Origin of the sequence: Devosia ureilytica (assembly GCF_024273195.1) — a bacterium.
Lineage (GTDB): Bacteria > Pseudomonadota > Alphaproteobacteria > Rhizobiales > Devosiaceae > Devosia > Devosia ureilytica.
Genome location: NZ_JAMZCU010000007.1, coordinates 62,622 through 84,854, shown reverse-complemented (window position 1 = coordinate 84,854; position 22,233 = coordinate 62,622). Strand labels below are relative to the sequence as shown.

20 protein-coding genes are annotated in these 22,233 nt (G+C 62.6%); 13 read left to right on the top strand and 7 right to left on the bottom strand.

All coding sequences use genetic code 11. The annotated features are described in order from the left end of the window. Window positions 1-113: 113 nt before the first annotated feature. From NIM87_RS16660 to pcaF, 3 genes are read left to right on the top strand one after another with little or no spacing between them, the layout of a single operon-like run. Window positions 114-836 (top strand): 3-oxoacid CoA-transferase subunit A, encoded by a 723-nt coding sequence (locus NIM87_RS16660; RefSeq protein ID WP_254675831.1) that lies wholly within the window; start codon window positions 114-116, stop codon window positions 834-836. Further along, complete coding sequence (locus tag NIM87_RS16655; RefSeq protein ID WP_254675830.1) at window positions 833-1,504, top strand: 3-oxoacid CoA-transferase subunit B; 672 nt, start codon at window positions 833-835, stop codon at window positions 1,502-1,504. The genes NIM87_RS16660 and NIM87_RS16655 overlap by 4 nt, the downstream gene beginning before the upstream one ends. Window position 1,505: 1 nt before the next feature. Beyond that, window positions 1,506-2,708 (top strand): 3-oxoadipyl-CoA thiolase, encoded by a 1,203-nt coding sequence (gene pcaF, locus NIM87_RS16650; protein ID WP_254675829.1) that lies wholly within the window; start codon window positions 1,506-1,508, stop codon window positions 2,706-2,708. A gap of 174 nt (window positions 2,709-2,882) precedes the next feature. Here the strand turns inward: pcaF and NIM87_RS16645 are convergent, their stop codons facing one another. From NIM87_RS16645 to NIM87_RS16630, 4 genes are read right to left on the bottom strand one after another with little or no spacing between them, the layout of a single operon-like run. Then, the gene (locus tag NIM87_RS16645) at window positions 2,883-5,285 is read right to left on the bottom strand and encodes a glycoside hydrolase family 38 N-terminal domain-containing protein (RefSeq protein WP_254675828.1); all 2,403 of its coding nucleotides are present in this window, start codon (window positions 5,283-5,285) and stop codon (window positions 2,883-2,885) included. 10 nt (window positions 5,286-5,295) lie between these two features. Beyond that, window positions 5,296-7,962 carry a family 78 glycoside hydrolase catalytic domain gene (locus tag NIM87_RS16640; RefSeq protein WP_456298721.1) on the bottom strand — a complete coding sequence of 889 codons (2,667 nt, stop codon included), beginning with the start codon at window positions 7,960-7,962 and terminating at the stop codon, window positions 5,296-5,298. A 33-nt stretch (window positions 7,963-7,995) separates the two neighbouring features. Next, window positions 7,996-8,679, bottom strand: coding sequence for a GntR family transcriptional regulator (locus NIM87_RS16635; protein ID WP_254675826.1), 684 nt, complete (start codon window positions 8,677-8,679; stop codon window positions 7,996-7,998). A gap of 35 nt (window positions 8,680-8,714) precedes the next feature. Continuing rightward, complete coding sequence (locus NIM87_RS16630) at window positions 8,715-9,629, bottom strand: dihydrodipicolinate synthase family protein (protein WP_254675825.1); 915 nt, start codon at window positions 9,627-9,629, stop codon at window positions 8,715-8,717. A gap of 184 nt (window positions 9,630-9,813) precedes the next feature. Here NIM87_RS16630 and NIM87_RS16625 point away from each other — a divergent pair, with 184 nt between their 5' ends. The 5 genes from NIM87_RS16625 (at window position 9,814) to NIM87_RS16605 (ending at window position 14,363) form a co-directional block, all read left to right on the top strand. Further along, window positions 9,814-10,815, top strand: coding sequence for a sialic acid TRAP transporter substrate-binding protein SiaP (locus NIM87_RS16625; RefSeq protein ID WP_254675824.1), 1,002 nt, complete (start codon window positions 9,814-9,816; stop codon window positions 10,813-10,815). Between the two features lie 32 nt (window positions 10,816-10,847). Next, window positions 10,848-11,339 (top strand): TRAP transporter small permease, encoded by a 492-nt coding sequence (locus NIM87_RS16620; RefSeq protein WP_254675823.1) that lies wholly within the window; start codon window positions 10,848-10,850, stop codon window positions 11,337-11,339. 21 nt (window positions 11,340-11,360) lie between these two features. Then, window positions 11,361-12,662 (top strand): TRAP transporter large permease, encoded by a 1,302-nt coding sequence (locus NIM87_RS16615; RefSeq protein WP_254675822.1) that lies wholly within the window; start codon window positions 11,361-11,363, stop codon window positions 12,660-12,662. A gap of 70 nt (window positions 12,663-12,732) precedes the next feature. After that, window positions 12,733-13,647, top strand: coding sequence for an ROK family protein (locus NIM87_RS16610; RefSeq protein ID WP_254675821.1), 915 nt, complete (start codon window positions 12,733-12,735; stop codon window positions 13,645-13,647). Then, window positions 13,644-14,363 (top strand): copper homeostasis protein CutC, encoded by a 720-nt coding sequence (locus NIM87_RS16605; RefSeq protein WP_254675820.1) that lies wholly within the window; start codon window positions 13,644-13,646, stop codon window positions 14,361-14,363. The genes NIM87_RS16610 and NIM87_RS16605 overlap by 4 nt, the downstream gene beginning before the upstream one ends. Window positions 14,364-14,396: 33 nt before the next feature. Here the strand turns inward: NIM87_RS16605 and NIM87_RS16600 are convergent, their stop codons facing one another. Next, window positions 14,397-15,089, bottom strand: coding sequence for a FadR/GntR family transcriptional regulator (locus tag NIM87_RS16600; protein ID WP_254675819.1), 693 nt, complete (start codon window positions 15,087-15,089; stop codon window positions 14,397-14,399). A gap of 291 nt (window positions 15,090-15,380) precedes the next feature. Here NIM87_RS16600 and NIM87_RS16595 point away from each other — a divergent pair, with 291 nt between their 5' ends. From NIM87_RS16595 to NIM87_RS16575, 5 genes are all read left to right on the top strand, one after another. Then, window positions 15,381-16,124, top strand: coding sequence for an ATP-binding cassette domain-containing protein (locus NIM87_RS16595; protein WP_254675901.1), 744 nt, complete (start codon window positions 15,381-15,383; stop codon window positions 16,122-16,124). Further along, complete coding sequence (locus NIM87_RS16590) at window positions 16,124-17,155, top strand: ABC transporter permease (RefSeq protein WP_254675818.1); 1,032 nt, start codon at window positions 16,124-16,126, stop codon at window positions 17,153-17,155. Before NIM87_RS16595 ends, NIM87_RS16590 begins: the two co-directional genes overlap by 1 nt. Window positions 17,156-17,278: 123 nt before the next feature. Then, entirely contained in the window at window positions 17,279-18,220 is a 942-nt protein-coding gene (locus NIM87_RS16585) for a sugar-binding protein (RefSeq protein WP_254675817.1), read from the top strand. Window positions 18,221-18,360: 140 nt separating this feature from the next. Beyond that, window positions 18,361-19,092 (top strand): SDR family oxidoreductase, encoded by a 732-nt coding sequence (locus tag NIM87_RS16580; RefSeq protein ID WP_269468124.1) that lies wholly within the window; start codon window positions 18,361-18,363, stop codon window positions 19,090-19,092. A gap of 13 nt (window positions 19,093-19,105) precedes the next feature. After that, complete coding sequence (locus NIM87_RS16575; RefSeq protein ID WP_254675816.1) at window positions 19,106-20,377, top strand: L-fuconate dehydratase; 1,272 nt, start codon at window positions 19,106-19,108, stop codon at window positions 20,375-20,377. 168 nt (window positions 20,378-20,545) lie between these two features. On the opposite strand, the gene NIM87_RS16570 is transcribed toward NIM87_RS16575, so the two are convergent. After that, complete coding sequence (locus NIM87_RS16570; protein WP_254675815.1) at window positions 20,546-21,280, bottom strand: fumarylacetoacetate hydrolase family protein; 735 nt, start codon at window positions 21,278-21,280, stop codon at window positions 20,546-20,548. A gap of 19 nt (window positions 21,281-21,299) precedes the next feature. Then, window positions 21,300-22,067 carry a DeoR/GlpR family DNA-binding transcription regulator gene (locus NIM87_RS16565; RefSeq protein ID WP_254675814.1) on the bottom strand — a complete coding sequence of 256 codons (768 nt, stop codon included), beginning with the start codon at window positions 22,065-22,067 and terminating at the stop codon, window positions 21,300-21,302. Window positions 22,068-22,233: the final 166 nt, after the last annotated feature.

Below are 22,233 nucleotides of genomic sequence, written 5' to 3'. Positions count from 1 at the left end.
AAATCAGCTGGTTTCGATAACCTATGGATTATCGGATTGGCCCGCCATTTCATTTCCAATTGCCTGCTCCAACTGCCATGAATGCCCGCAACATGCGGGAAAAGGATGTGCTGATGGACAAGACAGTCCCGGATCTGAACAGTGCGGTGGCCGGCATCGAAGATGGCATGGTGGTGATGGTCGGCGGCTTCGGCGGCTCGGGCGCACCAATCGAGCTGATCCATGCGCTGATCGACCGGTTCAAGGCCACCGGCAGCCCCAAAAACCTCACCGTGGTCAACAACAACGCTGGCAATGGCCGGATCGGCATTGCCGCAATGATCGACGCGGGCATGGTCGCCAAAATGATCTGCTCGTTCCCCCGCTCGGCAGACCCGCGGGCCTTTACCGAGAAATACCTGGCCGGCGAAATCGGGCTCGAACTGGTGCCGCAGGGGACGCTGGCCGAGCGCATCCGCGCCGGTGGTGCCGGCATTCCGGCCTTCTATACGCCCGCCAGCTATGGCACCGACGTGGCCAAGGGCAAGCCTGTGGCCGAGTTCGACGGCAAGCATTATGTGCAGGAGCGCTGGCTCAAGGCCGATGTAGCCATCCTCAAGGCCGAGCTGGCCGATACGCTGGGCAATCTCACCTATCGCAAGGCGGCCCGCAATTTCTCGCCGCTGATGGCGGCCGCTGCGGCGCGCACTGTCGTCCAGGCGACCAGGATCGTAAAGCCCGGCGATATTGATCCCGAACAGGTCATCACCCCCGGCATTTTTGTTGATGCGGTGGTCGAGGTGGCCGATGCCAAGCAAGAAGAAGCGCTGATGCGCCAAGGGGTAGCCTACGCATGAGCCAGAAACTTTCCAACGCTCAGATCGCCTGGCGCGCCGCGCAGGACATCGAGGACGGCGCCTATGTCAATCTGGGCATCGGCTTTCCCGAAATGGTCGCCAAGTTCCAACCCCCGGGCAAGCAGGCGATCTTTCACACCGAAAATGGCGTACTGAACTTCGGCGAGGCCCCTGCCGAAGGCGAGGAAGACTGGGACCTGATCAACGCCGGCAAGAAGGCCATCACCCTTCGCCCCGGTGCCGCCTTCTTCCACCATGCCGACAGCTTCGCCATGGTGCGTGGCGGCCATCTCGATGTGGCGATCCTGGGCACCTATGAAGTGGCCGAAAACGGTGACCTCGCCAATTGGTCGACCGGCCCCAAGGGCGTGCCGGCGGTGGGCGGCGCCATGGATCTGGTGCATGGCGCCAAACGCGTCGCGGTCATCACCGACCATGTCACCAAGGACGGCAAGCCGAAGCTGGTGAAAAAATGCACCCTACCGCTCACTGGCGTTGGCTGCGTCACCCGCGTCTATACCAGCCTGGCCGTGCTCGATATCGAGAACCAGCGCTTCGTGCTGCGTGAGAAGCTGCCCACGATGAGCGTGGATGAATTGCAGGCCTTGACCGGCGCCGAACTGGTGCTGCCCAATACCATTGGCGACCTCGTCGCCCCGGAGCTTTGACATGACCGAAGCTTATATCTGCGCTTACAAACGCACGGCCATCGGCCGCTTTGGCGGTTCCCTGTCTGCGGTGCGCCCTGACGACCTTGGCGCCATTCCACTGAAGGCCCTGATGGCCGAACACGCAGGCGTCGATTGGGAAGCGGTGGATGATGTCATCTTCGGCTGCGCCAACCAGGCCGGCGAGGATAATCGCAATGTCGCGCGCATGAGCCTGTTGCTGGCTGGCCTGCCGGTGAGTGTCACCGGCACGACCATCAATCGGCTCTGCGGCTCGGGCATGGATGCCGTCATTGCAGCGGCTCGCGCCATCAAGTCGGGCGAGGCAGGACTGGTGATTGCCGGCGGCACCGAGAGCATGAGCCGCGCCCCCTTCGTGCTGCCCAAGGCCGACACGGCCTTCTCGCGCAATGCCGAAATCTACGACACCACTATCGGCTGGCGCTTCGTCAATCCGGCAATGAAGGCGGCCCACGGCGTCGATTCCATGCCCGAGACCGGCGAGAACGTGGCGCAGGAATTTTCCGTTTCGCGCCAGGCGCAGGACGAGTTCGCGGCGCGCAGCCAGGACAAGGCGGTGGCGGCGCAGAAGAATGGCCGCCTGGGCAAGGAAATCGTCCCGGTTACCATCCCGCAGAAAAAGGGCGATCCCATCGTGGTCGACACTGACGAGCATCCGCGCGCCGGCACCACGGTCGAAACGCTGGGCAAGCTGCGCGCACTCTTCCCCGATGGCACGGTCACCGCGGGCAATGCCTCGGGCGTCAATGACGGCGCGGCAGCCCTGATCATCGCCTCGGAAGCAGCCGCGAAAAAATACGGCCTCACCCCCATCGCCCGCATTCTGGGCGGCGCCACAGCGGGCGTGCCGCCGAGGATCATGGGCATGGGGCCGGCCCCGGCCAGCAAGAAACTCTTCGCGCGGCTCGGTCTCTCGCAAGCCGATTTCGATGTCATCGAACTCAACGAAGCCTTTGCCAGCCAGGGCATCGCCGTCCTCCGTGACCTCGGCATTGCCGAGGACGATCCGCGCGTGAACCCCAATGGCGGCGCCATTGCCCTGGGCCATCCGCTCGGCATGAGTGGCGCCCGCATCACCGGCACTGCGGCCCTCGAACTCAGCCTCACCGGCAAGCGTCGGGCACTCGCCACCATGTGCATCGGCGTCGGCCAGGGCATTGCCGTGGCACTGGAGCGGGTTTAGCGGGGCCCGGCACCGCTTGCCCTTCTCCCCTGAGGGGAGAAGGTGGCCCGAAGGGCCGGATGAGGGGTTCGGTATCGAGTTCTTTCCAGGAGGTCTTCACCCCTCACCCTGACCCCCTCCCCTAAGGGGCGAGGTGACGCAGGCGCCGATGGCGCAGTCGCACTGTGGAAGTCTCTAAACCGACCGCTCCAGTCCGTCGCACTGAACCAGAAGTTCATCCGCCAGGCGCAGCGTGGCGATGCTGCGCGGGGCGACCTGGGCCGTCTCGCCCGCCAGCATGATGGTCGCCCCATCGCCTGACAAGTCGAAGGCGCGTGCTATCAGCCCCCCGCCGTCCTCGGCGCCCTTGAGCGTCGTTACCATGCCGCCTTGGGCATGGACGGCAAGCCATGATCCAGCATGCGCGCCCGTGCCGCCCCGGCTCACATGCGGGGTGGTAACGACCGGCTTGTTGAGGCGCTCCGCCAGAGCCGCCGCATCCTGCCGCGACACGCTCGCCCCCGATTGTAGGAGGATGGAAAACACCTGCTCGCCCTGATCCATATGGCGGTAGCGCGCGCCGTCTTCGGCCGGGATCGGATCGTGATGGGCAAAGATCGGCGCGCGCACGGCGGTGATGTAGAGCGTGCCCTCAAGCGCCGCATAAGAATATTTGGCGTCGTTGACGAGGGTCACGTCATGGCCTGGGGCACTGACCCGCACCCAGCGTTGGCCGGGCACTTCGCGGCCAGTGTCGGGGCGGCTGTCCCAGCCACCTGCAACTTCATATTCGAAACCAGTCCCGCCCAGCGGATAGGCAAGCCGCAACAGCTTGCGCTGTTCACGCCAGTCGAGTGCCACGCGCAATTCCACCGGCAGCGCCGCATCGACTGGCAGGATGATGGTGGTGACCAGCCGCGAGGCGCCATGGCTTGCACGCACTTCGATCGTGGTGCGCACCGGGCCTTCCTCGACCAGCGTCACACCCTCAAGCTTGAGCGCCGTGCCCTCGAAACCGAACCGGTCGGTGCCATGGGTCCAGGTGTCTGAGGGATCATCCACGATAATGCCAGCATGGCCGGGCGCAGTGAAAATATTGATGCCTGTCTGCCGGTTGACGAGGCTCACGATGGCCCCGCTCTCGGACGAGAGTTCAAGCGTATAGCCATCCGTCTCAAACCGGAGCTGCCCGGAATGCGGCCCGCCGAAACTGACGCCCGGCGCCTTGACCCCGGTCTCGGCGGCGACAAAGCGCAGAACGCGATAGCCATAGGCGGTCACCTCGAGGGGGAAGACCAGACGCTGGAGCCCCGTCGTCTTGCCAGCCGGGTCGATATATTGGAAGGGCACGGAGTTCCCCGCCTCGTCGAGCAAAAGGCGCGGGGTCAGCGTATCCTTGTCCACCCAGGGCTCGGCCTCGACGAGGCCACTTGAGGTGACGCCCGTGAAATTCATCACTACGAAGGTCGCGTCGGTCGGATCGACCGGCGGTGCAATGGTGCCGTCGAGCCGGCGCACCGCAGCATTTAACAGTTCCTCGGCACCCGCGATGACGCCGGCCAGTTCGCGCTCGCTGTCGACACAGGCCGCTTCGATACTGGTGCCGCCAAGCGTGTCGTGGAACTGGTTGAACAGCAGCACCTGCCAGAGGCCGGCAAAACGCTCGGCCGGATAGACGGCGCCGGTGGCCTTGTGGGCGAGGGCCGAGGCGGCCTCGGCCTGTTCGAGCAGGCTCTCCGCCTTGCGGTTCAGCGCCTTCAAAGACGACGCCACCGAATAGCAGCCGATGGCGTGGAATTGCAGCTCGGTGTCGACGATAGGCAGGCCCTCGGTCTCGACCTCGCGGAAGAAGCGCTCGGGGTCGGAATAGGCAAGGCTCTCGCCGCGCGCCATGCGGTTTTCGATCTCGTTGATATTCTCGACCGTTGGCGCGCCGCCATGATTGCCCACCCCATAAAAGGCCATGAACGGATGCCCGTGCTTGTCCATATGGGCGTAGTGCTGGTCGATCTTTTCCGGCAGCGGTGTAGAGCGCTTGGAAGTGTTGTAGGCATCCTGGATACGGAAGGCCGGCAGCGCCGATCCATCGGGCGACGTCCAGGTGAAAAGCTCGCCCGGCAGGTCCATTTCATGCGGGCCGGGGCGCATGAAGGTGTAGCTGGTGAAGCCGGTATGCCTCAGCAGCATCGGGAACGTGCCCGGATGCCCGAAACTGTCGACATTGTAGCCGGTGGTCGGCTCCACGCCGAACTTTTCCATGAAATAGCCCTTGCCGTAGAGGGCCTGGCGGATGACGCTTTCGCCATTGGGCACATTGCAGTCGGGCTGGATCCACCAGCCATTGACGATGATCCAGCGGCCTTCATCGACATAGCGTCTGATCTCGGCGAACAGCGCCGGCTCCAGCTCTTCGATCCAGCGATAGATATGCGCCTCGCCCTTGGTGAAGACGAAGCCCTGGCCTTCACGCAGTCGGTCAATGGCGGCCCAGCAGGTGCCGATCGCTTCCGCGCACCCCTCCTGCCAGCGCCAGAGCCAGACGGGGTCGAGATGGGCATTGCCGATCATATGGAGCAGCGGACGCTGGGCTTCGGTCATCGGAAAAATCTCAAATGGAAAGAGAGATGGTGTAGCGGCCGGAGCCAAGGGCAAAGTCTTTACCCGCAACCGGCAGCGGCCTGTCGCCGGCGACGAGAGTTAGGGGTGCAGAGGGCAGGGTGATCGCCGCGCGGCAATTGGGCGGAACGGCAATGGTCCAGGTAACCACATCGCCTTCGATCCGCCACTGGCTTTCGATCCGCCCGGTGGGGGCGTCATATCGCGCCTCGACCCAGCCCAGCCGCCGGTCGAATTGCGGGCGCATGCATATTGTTGAATACCCCGGCGCCGCCTCGTCCCAGTCTATCCCGGCGACGCGCGCATAGAGCCATTCGCCCACCGCGCCATAGGCGTAGTGGTTGAACGAATTCATGTTGACGCTCTGGAAGCCCCGGTCTTCTGTCCAGCCGTCCCAACGCTCCCAGATGGTCGTCGCGCCCTGGACAATCGAAAAACCCCAGCTCGGATAGGTCTCGTTGAATAGCAGATCATAGGCGCGGGTCGATGCGCCGATATCGCTCAACACCGGGCAGAGATGCTTCACACCCAGGAACCCGGTCTGCAGGTGCCCATCCGCCTCGTCGAGTTTTCGCAACAGGTGCTGTCCGGCCCTGGCGTCCAGCTCCGGAGGCAGGATCGAAAAATCGAGGGCGAGGAGATAGGCGGTCTGTGTATCGCCCGTGATGCGCCCATCGGCATCGACAAAAGCCTTCATGAAGGCCGCGCGCACCGCTTCGGCCTGCGCCACGTAATGGGCGACCATGTCCGTGCGCCCGATCACATCAGAGAGCCTGGCCATGAGATCGACCACATGCACCCAATAGGCAGTCGCCACCATGGTGCGATCCGAGGCCGGCCCGATGCTCAGCCAGTCGCCGTAATTGTTATAGACGGCATTGATGCGCAGATGGTCCGGGTTGGCATCGGCAATGTGCTTGAGCCAGGCGACGAGCCGGTCATAGTGCTTTTCGATCAGCGCCCGGTCGCCATAGCGGAGCCAGTGTTGCCAGGCGAGGATGACGGGCGCGTCGCCCCAGCCGGGCGCGCCCGGCTGGGCGGTCAATCGGTAGGGGTTGAGCGGTTTGGACGGCGCCACATCGGTAAAGGCGCCATCGGGCAATTGCGCTTCGGCAATATCCTCGAACCACTTTTCGAGGAAGGCCGAAACGTCCATCACATAGCCGGCGGTCTTCCAGAACACCTGCGCATCGGCGCTCCAGCCATAGCGCTCATCGCGCTGCGGACAGTCGGTGGGAACCGAGAGGAAGTTGTCGCGCTGGCTCCATTCGATATTGGAGATGAGCTGGTTGACCATTGGACTGCCGGTGCGCATGGCACCAGTCAGTTTCAGATCATTGTGGATGGCAATGCCGGTGAGGCTGACGCTTTCGGGCGAGATGCCCTCGGGCAGGGTCAGCTCGACATAGTGAAAGCCATGGAAGGTGAAGCGCGGCTTGAAGCGCTCGCGACCCTCGCCCCGGGCAATGTAGTGATCTGTGGCAACGGCATGGCGGAGATTGGCGACATAGAGTTCGCCTTCGCCATCGAGCATTTCCCCGTGTCGCAGAGTGAAGCGGTCCCCCGCCTTGCCGCTGAGCTGCAGTTCGCAATAGCCGGCAATGTTCTGACCCAAGTCGTAGATATAGCCGCCGGTTTTTGCCCGGTGCAGGACGCGGCCAGGAAAACGCACGATCTCGCGCACCTGCGGAGCGCGGGAGGCTTCAAGGCGCGGCGGGCGCGGATCGGGCGAAAACACCTCGACGGGTTGCCAGCGCGACGCGTCAAAACCCGGCTCGGCCCAGCCGTCCAGCTCCAGGCGCGCATCATAAAGCTCGCCCATCAGGAAGTCGCTGTAGCAGACAGGGCCCTGGCTGGTCGTCCAGCTTTCGTCGGTGACGATCCGCTCGATCCGTCCATCGGCATATTCGAGATGGAGCTGGCACAGGAGCGCCGGGCGGCCGCCATAGTGATTGCCGGCGCGGCGCTGGTTGTGGCCGACTCGGCCCGAATACCAACCCTCGCCCAGCATGGCACCGATGGTGTTGTCGCCCGCCGCGATGAGTGCGGTCACGTCATGGGACTGGTACTCGACGCGCTGATGGTAATCGGTCCAGCCCGGCGCCATCACATCCTCGCCCACCCGCTCGCCATTGAGATGGAGCTCGTAAAGCCCGAGCGCGGTGACATAGACCGTGGCGCGCACCGGCTTTGTCCGACTCGAAAAGTCGCGGCGCAGATGGTCCGCGGGACGGGCTTGCCAGCGATTGTCATAAAGATTGTCGTTCGGCGCCTCGCGTCCAACCGGCAGCACGAAGTAACGGGCGATCCAGCTGGCGTGCCAGTCCTCGGGCTGCATCAGGCCAGTGCGAAAATACTGTGTCTCGGCCCAGTCGGATGCTTCGTCGGATTCGTCCCAGACCATCACCGACCATGCATAGTACCGGTCGGAGACCAAGGCATGGCCGGCATAGGCGATTTGCTGGGTCTGCTCAGAGGCGACCTTGCCGCTATCCCAGACTGTGGTTTCGCCGTGTCGGACGATCAGCCGATAGGCCGTCTGGCTGCGGTCATGGCCAGTGCCATCAAGCGCCCAGTCGAAATGCGGATCGGGGCGGTTGAGCCCCATGGGCGCGGATTGGTGCTCACAGCGGAGCGCAATGGGACGCAATGGGGTCACGGGCTTGAACGATTATTGCTTGGCAGAACGGCGCTAGATGGCCAGCGCTCGTTCCCGCGCGTTGCGGATATGGGTTTCCATGGCCGCGGCCGCCTTCCAGCGGTCGCGCTCCAGAATGGCGTCGATAATGGCGAGGTGATCGCCAAAGGCAGCGGGCAGCGTGGTGACCGACAGCGTGATGCGATCAAGCTTGATCAGCCGCACCCGGATGGAATTGACGTCGTAAGCCTGGATCAGCAGCTCGTTCTCGGTGAAGCCGATCAGTAATTCGTGGAAGCTGGAATCGACGTCCTGGCTTTCCTCAAAAAAGGCGGGCGAGCGATCCTGCTGGAGGCGTTCGAGAATTTGGAAGTGCAGCCGCTTTTGCGCCTCGATCATCTCGTCCTTCATCCGATCGACTGCAAACAGCGTTGCTTCGCGCTCGAAGGCCATGCGCATCTGATAGGCATCGCGGATCATCGGCAGGTCGATGGTGGTGATCTGGATTCCGCGTTGCGGCATGACGTTGAGAAGGCCTTCGGCCTCTAGCCGCGGCAACAATTCGCGTAGCGCGCCGATGGAAAGGCCCAGCGTCGCCACCAGCTCGCGCTGCGATACCACCTGGCCAGGACGGAGGCGGCCGGCCAGCAACTCCTGCTGGAACCGCTCATAGGCCGCCTTCTTCACCGAGGCCTGTCCGCCCCCGGCCGTTTCGGCGCTACTGATCGCTCGTGCCATGTCTCTCCCCAATATGCCTGCGCTGGCCGGGCTTATCAGGCGGCGGGCCGCACCGCAAAGCCAGTGGCTTCGATGGCGTCGAACACCAGCTTGGCCCGCTCGGGCGCCAGTTCCATCAGCGGCGGCATGGCGCGTGACCATTCGGCGTCATCATAGATTGCGGCAAGCGTGGCCTTGAGAGCAAGCAGCGCCCCATTGCCGTCCACCGCTTCGATGCGCGTGGCGGCATTGGCCTTGAGCGCGTTCGAGCTATCCGCGCCTGGCGCTTCGTAGAGTTGGCGCAGGTCCTTGCTGAAGACATTGGGCATGCCGCCGATCATGCCGGCCCCGCCCTGCGGCAAAAGGTTGGGCAATACGCGATCATCGCCGGTAAACACGGAAAGCTGTGGGAAGCCCTGGGCCAGTTCGACGCCGCTGTCCAGCTTGCCGGTCGAATCCTTGATCCCCACGATCTGCGCGCCGAAGCGGGCGACGAGCTTGCGCACAAGGCTGGGCGTGAAAGTGATGCGTGTAAATTGCGGGATATTGTAGAGCAGGATGTCGATATCGGGATTGCCGGCCCGCTCCAGCGCCGTCTCGAAAAAGGCAACAATGCCCTCTTCGGTCGCACTGGCATAATAGAAGGGCGGCAGCACCAGGGCGCCGCGGCATCCGAGCGCCGCGATCTCGGCGATCATGCGGCCCGCCTCATCGCTGCTCGGCGTCATCACGGAAGGAATCTGACGGCTCATGTCCGAGCCGGCATCGCGCAGGTCTTGCAGGGCTGCGATCTTTTCATTGGTCGAGAACGAGGCGCCTTCACCGGTCGTGCCGAAGGTCGAAACGAAGCTGCAGCCTTCGCTCAAAAGCCGCGCGCAATGCATCGCCAGCCGTCCGGCATCGATGGAAAACTGCATGGTGATAGGGGTCACCGATGCGCAGATGATGCCGGAAAGATCGGAATTCGCCACGGTAAAGTTCCTCCGCATTGGCCTTGTACACGAACTGATACAATCAGTTGTTAGATCACTGTTTACATCAGTGCAATCCTGTTGCAAAGTCCGCCCGTCAAACAAGCGGACGCTTTCACCGGTAATATTTTGCCGGAGGGGAGGAGCGAGCCGTTCTCAACAGCGCTTGATCGGGAGGATCGAAATGACCCTTAAGCAAACCGCCTTGGTCGCCATGACCGCAACTGCGCTCGCCACGCTGATGGCTGCGCCCGCCTTCGCTCAGGACAAGCTTGAGCTCAAGTTCACGACGGTTTCGGTGCCGACCGACCTGCATACCCAGGCCATGCAGGTCTTTGCCGACAAGCTCGAAGAGCTGGTTCCGGGTCGCTTTGATATTCAGCTTTACGACTCGGGTTCACTGTTCGGCCAGAATGCCGACCTCGACGCCCTGCAGCGCGGCAATGCTGAAATGGCATATGTGGCCTTCCAGCTGATCGCCGACGCCATCCCGGAATATGGCCTGTTCACCGCCGGCTACCTGTTCCAGAGCCCGGAACACTATCGTGCCGTGCTTGAGAGCGACATCGGCGAAGAGTTTAAGCAGCGCGTGTCCGACGAAATGGGCATTCACATCCTGGACGCCTGCTACCTCGGGACCCGCCAGCTTAACCTGCGCACCGAGCGTGACATTCAGACCCCGGCCGACCTGGCTGGCGTTAAGCTGCGCATGCCGGGTTCCGACAGCTGGCTGTTCCTGGGCGAGGCTCTCGGCGCCAACCCGACCCCACTCCCGTTTGGCGAAGTCTATCTCGGCCTGCAGACCGGCACTATCGACGCGCAGGACAATCCGCTGCCGACCGTTGAAGCGGCAAAATTTTATGAAGTCACCAAGCAAATCACCCTGACCAGCCACCTGGTCGACGGCCTGCCCATGGTCGTCAACAATGAGACCTGGGACAAGCTGACCGATGACGAAAAGGTCAAGATGACCGAAGCCGCCGTCGCCGCCTGCGACTGGAACAATGCCGAGCGCATCGCCAATGAAGATCGCCTGGTGGCCTTCTTTGAATCGGAAGGCCTGACCGTCACCACGCCGGACGTCGACGCGTTCCGCACCCATGTGCAGAATTTCTACCTGACCTCGGACCGTGCAGCCACTTGGCCCGAGGGCTGGGTTGACCGCATCAACGAACTGGCTCCCTGATAGCCAGGACCACGCCTGACCTGGACGACAAAATGAACGATAGCCAAAAGTCCCTTTTTGCCATTTTGCGGAGATTCGCCGACACGCTCGGGATCATTTTCTTCACGGCGGCTTTTGGTGGTTTCATCGTCCAGGTCTTCATGCGCTATGTCATGAACCGGCCTCTAGCCTGGACCGAAGAGTTCGTGATGATCGCCTTTATCTGGGCGGTTTTCTGGGCGGCGGCCTTCATGGTGCGCATCAAGGAGCATGTGTCCTTCGATGTGCTCTATGACATTCTCCCCGATGGCGGGCGGCGGATTTCGGCCATCTTCGCGATGGTTGTCCTGCTGCTCGCCTTTGGGCTGCTCATTCCCCACACCGTGGATTATCTGGCCTTCCTCACTCGCAAGAATTCGCCCGTGATGCGCCTGCCCATGGAATGGATTTATGGCTGCTATCTGGTGTTCCTCGTGTCCTTTTCCGGGCAGGGGATCTACCGCCTTGCCGGCTTGCTTGGCCGCAATTGGCGACAGCACATCTGACCGCCCGCTAGGAGATTTATCATGCTGGCGGAATACGCCCTTCCTATCCTCGTCATCCTGTTGATCGTCATCACGGCGTCCGGGCTGCCGTTTTCGATCTCCATGATCGTCTCCTCGATTTTCTACCTTCTGGTGTCCGGTCGCGACGTTGGTCTTGCCGCCGAAAACGTCCTCAATGGCGTCTTCGGCAATTTCGTCGCGCTGGCGGTGCCGCTCTTCATTTTTGCCGCCAACATCATGGAATCGGGCAAGATTACTGAGCGCCTGCTCAAATTTTCCCTAGCTATGGTTGGCCGCCTTCCCGGTGGTTTGGCGCAGGTCAATGTCATCACATCGCTGATCTTTTCGGGCATGAGCGGCTCGGCCATTTCCGACGCTGCCGGCGTGGGCAAGGTCGTCACCGGCATGATGATCGAAAAGGACCGCTACCCGCGCGGTTTTGCCGGAGCACTGACCGCCGCCACCGCCGTGGTCGGCCCGATCTTTCCGCCCTCCATTCCGCTGGTGTTCTACGCGTTGATCTCGTCGACCTCGGTGGGCGTGCTGTTCATCGCGGGGGTTGTCCCGGCGCTGATCATCGTGTTGGTGCAATGCGTCTTCGTGCAGGTCGTGGCCATCAAGCGCAAATTCCCGGTGGAAGACGCCATTCCGTGGGGACTGTACCCGCTCATTATCGTCCGCGCTCTTCCGCCGCTGATGATGCCGGTGATCCTGCTCGGTGGCATCTACTCGGGCGCCTTCACGCCCACTGAAGCGGCTGCCGTCTCGGCATTTTATGCGCTGATCCTGGCGGCAGTCGCCTATCGCAGCATGGGCTTTGCCGAATTTTTCAATGTCGTGCGCGAGACGGTGAAAACCACTGCAGTGGTCACCCTCGTCCTCGGTGGCGCCTTCGTTTTCAACTATGCCATCGCCATCGAACGCGTGCCGCAGATGCTCTACGAGTTCCTCGTGAGCTTCGAGATGAACCAGTGGACCTTTCTGCTGTTCGTCAACATCCTCTACCTGATCCTGGGGTGCTTTCTCGACGTCTCCACCATCATGCTGGTGATCACGCCGCTGTTCATCCCCACAGCCGCGGCACTGGGCATTGACCTGCACCATTTCGGCGTCGTGGTGGTGTTCAACATGATGATCGGGCTGATTACCCCGCCATATGGCATCCTGCTCTACATCATCAAGGCAATTAACGGCATTCCGCTAGGCGAGATGATCCGCGAAGTCTGGGTCCATATTGCCTTGCTCGTCGGCATCCTGATGCTGATCACCTATGTGCCCGAGTTAGTGCTCTGGCTGCCGCGCTTTGCTGGATTGCTGCAGTGACCGATTTTAGCTGCGCCCACGCTTGATAGTGCGGGTGCAACCGGAATAAATGCGGCCAAAGGGCCTGCATATGATCACCTGTTTCGATATTGGCGGCACCACCATCAAGGCCGCGACCGCTACCGGCCCTGGTGCCTTGACCACGATTGGCCGGGTTCCGACGCCGCGCGACGATTTTGCAGGTTTTGTTCAAGCCATTGCCGGGCTGATCGAGGCGGGTGGCGCCCCAGCAAACAGCGCCGTCTCCATATCGGTCACGGGCGTTGTCGATCCCGAAACCGGCATCACCACCGTCGCCAACATTCCCTGCATCGATGGGCGCAATCTGGCGAGCGACCTCGGCGAACGATTGGGGCGCGCTGTGCTGGTGGCCAATGACGCCGATTGCTTTGCCCTGGCCGAAGCCTTTGCCGGGGCAGGGCGCGGGCATCGCGTGGTGTTCGGCGCTATACTGGGCACTGGCGTTGGCGGCGGCATTGTCGCCGATGGGCGCCTGTTTCGTGGCGCAGGTGGCCTGTCGGGCGAATGGGGCCATGGCACTGCCGTGGCCACCAAAGTCAGTGTGCCGCCCTATGAGGTACCGCACTTTGCCTGCGGCTGCGGGCAGTTGGGTTGCGTCGATACCATTGGTGGCGCCCGCGGCATCGAGAAGTTGCACCGGCAAATGCATGGAACCGATCTGCCCAGCACAGCCATCATCGCGGGTTGGGAGACCGGCGACGCCGCCGCAAGCCAGACCGTAGACCTCCATGTGGAGCTGGTTTCGGTGCCGCTGGCCCTTGCGGTCAATATCATCGGCCCCGATATTATTCCCGTCGGCGGCGGGCTGGGCAATGCCCATGCGCTGATCGCGCGGCTAGACGCAGCGGTCCGCGGACGTATCCTGCGCCAGATCGGCCGCCCGCTGGTGGTGCCGGCGCAATTGACCGTGGATGCTGGCCTGATTGGAGCCGCAAGCCTCGCCTTTTCGGAGCACGCCGCATGACCCTTCTCGAGATTTGCGTCGATGATGCCAAGGGGCTTGCCGCTGCAATTGCCGGTGGCGCCGACCGGGTGGAATTGTGCTCTGTGCTCGAATTGGGCGGGCTGACGCCCATGCCGGGGCTGCTGGCATTGGCGGCCAGGGCTCCGGTGCCGGTCCGCGCCATGATCAGACCGCGCGCCGGGGATTTTGTTTTTGATGCTGATGACGTGGATGCCATGCTCGGCGACATCGACGCTGCGCGGCGGGCCGGCCTTGGCGGCGTTGTGCTGGGCGCGAGCTTGCCCGATGGGCGGCTCGATATCGAAACGCTTGAACGCCTGACCGATGAGGCCGGGGAAATGGACAAGACCCTCCACCGTGCCGTGGACCTCGTGCCCGATCTGGCCGAGGCCGTGGAACAGGCAGTGGCGCTGGGCTTTGATACAATTCTCACTTCGGGCCGGGCTCGCACTGCCCCCGAGGGCCTTGCAGACCTCGCCCTGATGCATCAGTTGGCCGATGGTCGCCTCACCATCATGGCCGGGTCAGGCATCAATGCCACGACAGTTGGAAACATCCTTGATGTGGCGCCGCTCGAGTTTGTGCATGGCGCCTGTGGGGAGCCAGCCGCGCCCGATAGCGCTCCGGCCGCGCAACTGGGCTTTGCCAGCCCCGCGCGGCGCAACACCAGTCAGGCCCAGGTGGCGGCATTGAAAGCGGCGCTGTTGGCCCGCTAGAGCGTTTCCAGCAACGGTAATATGATCGAGCGTTTATTCCCAGGTTTCCAGCATGGCCTCGGATGCAAACGCCAAGTGCCGCGCCATGGCGGTCCGGGACGCCTCGGCATTGCCGCTGAGCACGGCGGCAACAATGGCTTCATGGTCCGCCAGGATATGGTCCCGAACCTCACCAATATCCGCCAGGTGCTGGTGAAACCGCGTGTCCACGGCGCCTTGCCGAGAATTCCACAAACCGTCGAGCATTTCGCGCAGCAGGGCATTGCCGCACGCGTCGGCCAAGGTCATGTGCAGGGTCCGGTCGCTCTCGGCTGACCATTGACCTTGCTGGTTTTCGGCCCGCATTCGCCTGAGCGTTTCAGCCAGCCGCGCCTGACCTTCGGCCGATAGGTTCTGGCTGGCCAGTGCCGCCGCCTCGGGCTCCAGCAGGCGCCGAACCGCCATGATTTCGAGCGGCGAGGCATTCATTTCCGGCAGGGCCTCACTGGCGTTTTCGCGTTTGCGCACAAAGGCACCAACCCCGACGCGCACCTCGACCAGCCCGGCCACTTCAAGCGCAATCAGCGCCTCGCGCACAGTGGGGCGGGACACTCCAAGGCTCAGCGCCAGATCGCGTTCGGATGGCAATTGCCGCCCCGGTTCGACTTCGCCGGCATGGATCTGATCGCGGATCTGGTCGGCGATCTGGATATAGAGTTTGCGGTTGGATACGGCCTGAAGCTTCATCGTGCCCTCTTTCTCGTCTCATAGCTTCGCCACCAAATTCTGTCTACTGGTCTGACCACTTGACAGGTCGGCGGGGGTCTCGTTAGCTGAAGCGTCGATCACACCGCTCAAACGCGGATCGAATTTATCATATTGTAATATAATTAAGCGCGTGGTAACGATTTCACTCTTGCCGGGGGAGGACCGGCAATGGATGGAGCCGTCCGGCATCCGCGCAATGACGCGGTGCGCGGTTCGCCCTTCGGGGTGGGAAGGCTGATCCAAATGACTGCCCGCCAACAAAGGGAGGACATGTTGGCACTTTTGGAATTAACGGGCGTGACCAAGGAGTTCGGGGCCATCAGGGCCCTGTCCGACGTCAGCTTTTCTGTGCGGCCCGGTGAAGTCGTGGGGCTGATGGGCGACAATGGCGCGGGCAAGTCCACGCTGGTCAAGATCATTTCCGGCATTTATCAGCCCACCGCCGGCGCACTGCGATTTGCGGGCGACCACGCCCAGATCCACAGCCCCGCTGAGGCAAGGCGCCTGGGCATCGAGACCGTCTATCAGGATCTCGCGCTGGCCGATAACCTGACGGCCGCCGAGAACATTTTCCTCGGACGCGAGCTCAAGCGCCAGGTGGGGCCGTTCCGCTTCCTGCGTCACGCAGACATGCAGGCTCGGGCCGAGGAATTGTTCGACGAACTTAAGTCCGAGACCCGCGCGGGTGACTATGTTCGGCAGATGTCGGGCGGACAACGCCAGGCCGTGGCCATCGCGCGCACGCGACTATCGGATGCAAAGCTGATCCTGATGGATGAGCCGACCGCCGCCATTTCGGTGCGCCAAGTCGCCGAAGTGCTCAACCTGATCCACCGTCTCAAGGATGCCGGGATCGCGGTGATCCTGATCTCCCACCGCATGCCCGATGTCTTCGCGGTCTGCGAGCGGGTGATTGTCATGCGGCGCGGCACCAAGGTCGCCGACAAGCCTATCGCCGCCTCGTCACCCGAAGAAGTAACCGCGTTGATCACCGGCGCCAAGGAGGCCGCGTGATGTCGCAGGTCCATACGTCAAGTTTCACCAATGTGGGGCGCACCCGCTTCTGGCAGCGCGGGTTTCTCGCCAGCCAATCGGCCTATGTGCTGGCGGCGTTGGTGGTGCTCATCGTGGTCATGAGTCTGCTGTCGCCCAATTTTATGACCGGCGGCAACATTTCCAACATCACCCGCAATTTCTCCTTCATCGCCATTGCGACGCTGGGCATAACGCTGGTCATCATTACCGGGGGCATTGACCTCTCGGTTGGCTCGACCATTGCCCTTTCGGCCACCATCACCTCGCTGACGATGAACGCGCTGAATACCGCCCAGTTCTATCCCTTTCCAGGGAGTGCATTGGCCGTGGCGCTGGTGGCAGGTCTCTTGGCCGCTGCGGCCGTAGGATTGTTCAACGGGCTGGCCATCGCCAAGCTCAAACTCAGTCCGTTCGTGACCACACTGGGGACGCTCTCCATGGTGCGCGGGCTTGTCTATGTGACCACGCAGGGTCGCGGGACTTTTCCGGCGGGGCCGGACAAGGAACTGTTCCTGGCCGTGACGGCTGGCAAGCTGTTCGACGTGGTGCCGGTGTCGTTTCTCTACCTGGTGATCTGCGCCGCAGTCATGTGGGTGGCGCTCAACCACACCGCCTGGGGCAAGCATGTCTTTGCCATCGGCAGCAATGAGAATGCGGGGCGTCTCACCGGCGTCAATGTCGACCGGGTCAAGATCCAGGTCTATGTGCTGTGCTCGGTCGCGGCCGGTATCAATGGTATCATCATCTCGGGCTGGCTTGGCTCGGCCCCCGCCAATCTGGCCACGGCATACGAGCTGACTATCATTGCCGCGGCGGTGATCGGCGGTGCCAATCTGGCGGGCGGCGTTGGCGGCGCGGCGGGCGCGATCATCGGCTGCGTTCTCATCGAGGTGATCCGCAACGGCCTGGTGCTGGCTCGCGTCGACCCGTACTGGCAACAGACACTGGTGGGCGCAATCATCGTCGCTGCTGTGCTGGTGGACCGGCTGCGCTCGTCGCGCAACGGCTGAAGAAACATCGAAATCGCCCTGCGCGGCCGAGGGGTCCGTGCAGGGTGTCGGGAGGCCGGCGGAATTGTTCGCCGGCAAAAGGAGCGGCTTGCCCAATGGCAGGCCTTTTGGAGGAGACTAATCATGACCAAGACAGCCATCGTGCTCGGCACGATTGCCACACTGTTCCTCGGCGGCACTGCAATTGCCCAGGACACCTATACCTTTGCCGTCGTCCCCAAGGCGATGAACAACCCGTTCTTCGACCTCACGCGCGACGGTTGCGAAGCGCGCGCTGCCGAACTGGGCAATGTCACCTGCCTTTACATCGGCCCGGTGGAACATGAAGCTACGACCCAGGCTCAGATCATTGAAGATCTGATCACCCAGGGCGTCGATGGTCTGGCCATCTCTGTGTCCGACATCGCTGCTGCCACCACCGTCATCGACCGCGCCACCGCAGCGGGCATTGCGGTCATCACCTTTGACTCCGATGCTCCCGACAGCACCCGCACGGCTTATGTCGGTACCGACAACAAGCTGTTCGGCGTCGATCTGGGCAAGCTCCTGCTGCAGGTGGCCCCCGATGGCGGCACCTATGGCATGATCTCGGGCGGCGCTGCTGCTCCGAACCTGGCGCTGCGCGTTGATGGCGTCCGTGAGGCCCTTGCCGGCTCCAACTGGACCGAAGTGCCCGGCTCGCCGACCTTCTCGAACGACGACATCGCACTCGCCGTGCAGCAGATGGGCGATCTCAAGACGGCCAATCCCGACATCAAGGCCATCGTGCCGGTCGGTGGCTGGCCGATGTTCGCTCCTGATGGGTGGAAGAACTTCGTTGACCAGTACAAGGCCGATGTCGACAGCGGCGCCCTGGCGCTGGTCGTGGCGGATACCCTTCCCCAGCAGCTCGAACTGCTCAGCGAAGGCTATGCGCACGGTCTGGTCGGTCAGCGCCCCTACGAAATGGGCGTCGTGTCGATGGACACGCTGCTTTCCATCGTCAATGGCGAAACCGTTGATGAAATCATCTACACCGGTAATGACGTTGTCACTGCGGACAATGTAGCCGAATTCCTGAAATAAGCGCATGCTGCCGGGGCGGAATCCGTCCCGGCAGCATATCGATACCTCCCGACGATCCCTGCTGGCACAAGCGGGGTTCGGCAACTGGCCCCGCCGAGGTGGGGCCGCTTTTTGTTCAACGACCAAAGCGTTCGGAAATTATGGCCGACCTGACAGGAAAGTTCGTTCTTATCACCGCCGCCGCCCAGGGCATTGGTCGAGCCTCGGCCGAAGCCTTTGCGCGGGCCGGGGCCAAGGTGATCGCCACCGATATCAACGCGGCCCTGCTGGACGAACTGGATGCTGTGCCCGATGTGACGACCCGCGTGCTCGACGTGTTGTCGAGCGATGCGGTGCATGTGGCGGTAGCCGAAATCGGTCACATCGACGTGCTTTTTAACTGCGCTGGCGTGGTGCATTCGGGCACGGTGCTCGAAATGAGCGACGACGATCTCGACTTTGCCCTCAACCTCAATGTCCGGGCGCAGGTCCGCATGTGCCAGGCGGTGCTGCCGCAGATGCTGGCACGCCGCGATGGCGCCATCATCAATATGGCGACCGTGGCAAGCTCGATCAAAGGCGTGCCCAATCGTGCCGCCTATACCATTTCCAAGGCCGCCGTGGTTGGCCTCACCAAGTCCATCGCCGCCGACTACACAACCCATGGCATCCGCGTGAACGCCATCTGCCCGGGCACGGTGGATAGCCCGAGCCTCCATCAGCGCTGGCACGCCACCGGCGATTTTGAGGCTGCCAAGAAGGCCTTCATCGCCCGCCAACCCATCGGCCGCATCGCCCGGCCCGACGAAATTGCTGACCTCGCGGTCTATCTGGCTGGCGCCACCTACACGACGGGACAGGTGCACATCATCGATGGCGGCTGGACGGCGTGAGCCACGAAGCGACATGAAGATCACTTCCCTCACCACCCACGACCTGCGCTTCCCCACGTCGGCCTCGCTCGACGGCTCGGACGCTATGAACCCGGACCCTGACTACTCCGCGGCCTATGTCGTGCTCGGCACCGACGGAGATTATGATGGCCATGGCCTGACCTTCACCATTGGTCGGGGCAATGAAGTGGTCTGCGCCGCCCTTATCGCGCTGACCGACCGGGTCGTCGGTCTCGATCTCGACTGGGTGGAGGAAAATCCGGGCCGCTTCTGGCGCCACATGACCGGCGACAGTCAGCTGCGCTGGATCGGGCCCGACAAGGGCGCCATGCACTTGGCCACCGGGGCCGTGGTCAACGCAGTCTGGGACCTGCTTGCCAAGCGCGCCAAAAAGCCCGTCTGGCTCTATGTCAGCGAAATGAGCCCCGAACAGCTCGTCTCCATCGTGGATTTCCGCTACCTCACGGACGCCATCACACCCGAGGAAGCGCTGGCCATCTTCAAATCGGCCGAGCCGGGCAAGGCCGAGCGCATCGCTCGTCTGCGGGCTGAGGGCTATCCCTGCTACACCACCTCGGCCGGCTGGCTGGGCTATTCCAACGAAAAGCTGACGCGGCTGGCGAGCGAGGCCGTCGAGGCCGGCTTCACCCATATCAAAATGAAGGTCGGCCGCGACCTCGACGACGACATTCGCCGCCTCGAAATCGTCCGCTCGATCATGGGGCCGGACCGCTACCTGATGATCGATGCCAATCAGGTCTGGGAGGTCGATCTGGCGATTGACTGGGTCAATGCTCTCCAGAGGTTTGAACCCTACTTCATCGAGGAGCCCACCAGTCCCGACGATGTGGAGGGCCACCGCAAGATCCGCGAAGCCATTGCGCCGGTAAAGGTCGCCACTGGCGAAATGTGCCAGAACCGCATCCTCTTCAAGCAGTTCATCACCCGCGACGCCATTGACGTGGTCCAGATCGACGCCTGCCGTATCGGCGGGTTGAATGAAGTGCTGTCCGTGCTGCTGATGGCCGCCAAATACGGCAAGCCGGTCTGGCCCCATGCCGGCGGCGTTGGTCTCTGCGAATATGTGCAGCATCTCTCGATGATCGACTATCTCGTCGTCTCGGGCACGCGGCAGGGCAGGGTGATCGAATATGTCGATCACCTGCACGAACACTTCCTTGATCCCTGCGTGATCAAGGGTGCCGCCTATATGCCGCCGGAACGCGCCGGATTTTCTATCGAGATGAAACCGGCCTCCATCGCGGAGAACACCTTCAGGGGGTGATTGCGCTTGTCACCTCTGCCTTGGGGGAGAGGTCGGCCGAAGGCCGGGTGAGGGGGCCTTTCAACCAGCATGATTTGGCGTGAGGCTTCCACCCCAACCCTCTCCCCCAAAGGGAGAAGGGGAGTTGAACTGTGACTTGGCGGTCGTCCCGATGCGCGCCGCGCCTTCCTAAACTCCGCAGGTCACCCGGCCCCAATCGCCGACAACACCCTCGATCATTTTGGCCCCATCGAGCGGCGCCAGGGCGCGGGCACCGGTGATGATCACCTGGCCCATCTTGAGCGGCAGACCGCGCGCGGCGGCATGGCCGGAGAGCCAGGCGATGGCCGAAAGAGTTTCGGTCCAGCTGGCGCCCTTGTCGACAGCGTGAACCGGCTTGCCATCGAGTTCGAGGGCAACCGGCAACGTGTGGAGACCTGCAATGATCGACCGGTCCAGCGCCGCGCCCACGACCACCGCACCATTGCTTTGCAAATCGCCCAACTGCAGATTGCGCGGCATGGCATCGCGGTCGGTAAAGGGATTGCCGACCAGTTCGATGGCGGGATGCACGCTGGCTATCGCGGCCTCGACCGCTTCGGTTGTCGCTCCGGCGGCCAGATCCGCCCCAAGGCGCACCGCGATTTCGATCTCGGCGAGGAAGATCCGATGGTGTTTGCCATCGATCAGGTCGGCAGCGGCGAAATAGCGATTGGCCGGAATGGGGGAACAGAGCGGCGGGTCGCCCAGCCCGGCTGCGATCTTCCAGCCGCCAACCGGGCCGATTTGCGCAAGGATTTCATCCTGCAGGGCATAAACCGCGTCCAGATCGACGGGCACCAGCGCCTCGGGCGGCGCGTCAAGCTTGGGGCCGCCCGCATGCGCGGCAATCAGCGCGGCGGCGAGGTCGGAAATTGTCTTCATGGCAAAGGTCCGGGAAAAATCAGGCAGCGCCTGTTTCAATCAAGGTAATGCCGGCATCTGCGCAGACTTGGCGGATGGAATCCAGATGGCAAATGTCGGTAATGAAACTATGCGCCTGGCTGAGGTGGCCAATCCGCACCGGCGCGGTGCGGGTAAACTTGGTCCCATCGGAGACGACGATGACGTGGCGCGCATTGGCGATGATTGCTTGCGCCACTTTCACCTCGCGGAAATCGAAATCCATCAAGGCGCCATCCGGGTCTATGGCGGAAACCCCGATGACGGCGAAATCCACCTTGAACTGGCGGATGAAATCCACCGCCGCCTCGCCCACGATGCCGCCATCGCTGGGCCGCACCACGCCGCCGGCAATCACCACTTCCATCGTCGGCACGATGCGGAGGTGATTGGCGACATTGATATTATTGGTGATGACCATGAGCCCGCGATGCTCGGTCAGCGCCTGCGCAACGGCCTCGGTGGTGGTGCCGATATTGATGAACAGCGAGGCATGATCGGGGATCAGTGCCGCCGCCGCCCTGCCGATGGCCCGCTTTTCGATCGGAGCAATCTGGCGCCGCGCTTCATATTCGACATTCTCCACCCCTGAAGGGTGCATCGCCCCGCCATGGGTCCGCTTGAGCGCGCCCCGGTCGCACAGAGTATTGAGATCCTTGCGAATGGTCTGCGGCGTGACCTCAAAAGCGGCGACCAGTTCCTCGACGCTGACCTCACCCTGCTGGCGCGCCAATTCGACGATTTTCGCTTGCCGCATTGTCGGGGTCATGTTCGCGCGCTCCCTTTCGTTTGCTGATTAAACGAAAGGCGGGCAGTGGGGAAGGGGATGGTCTGAAGCGAAGATCACCCCACCCTCACTCCCTCCCCATCAAGGGGAGGGAGGCGCGGGACCGCAGCGTTAGTGTTCATCGTCTCCCTCCCCCCTTGTGGGGAGG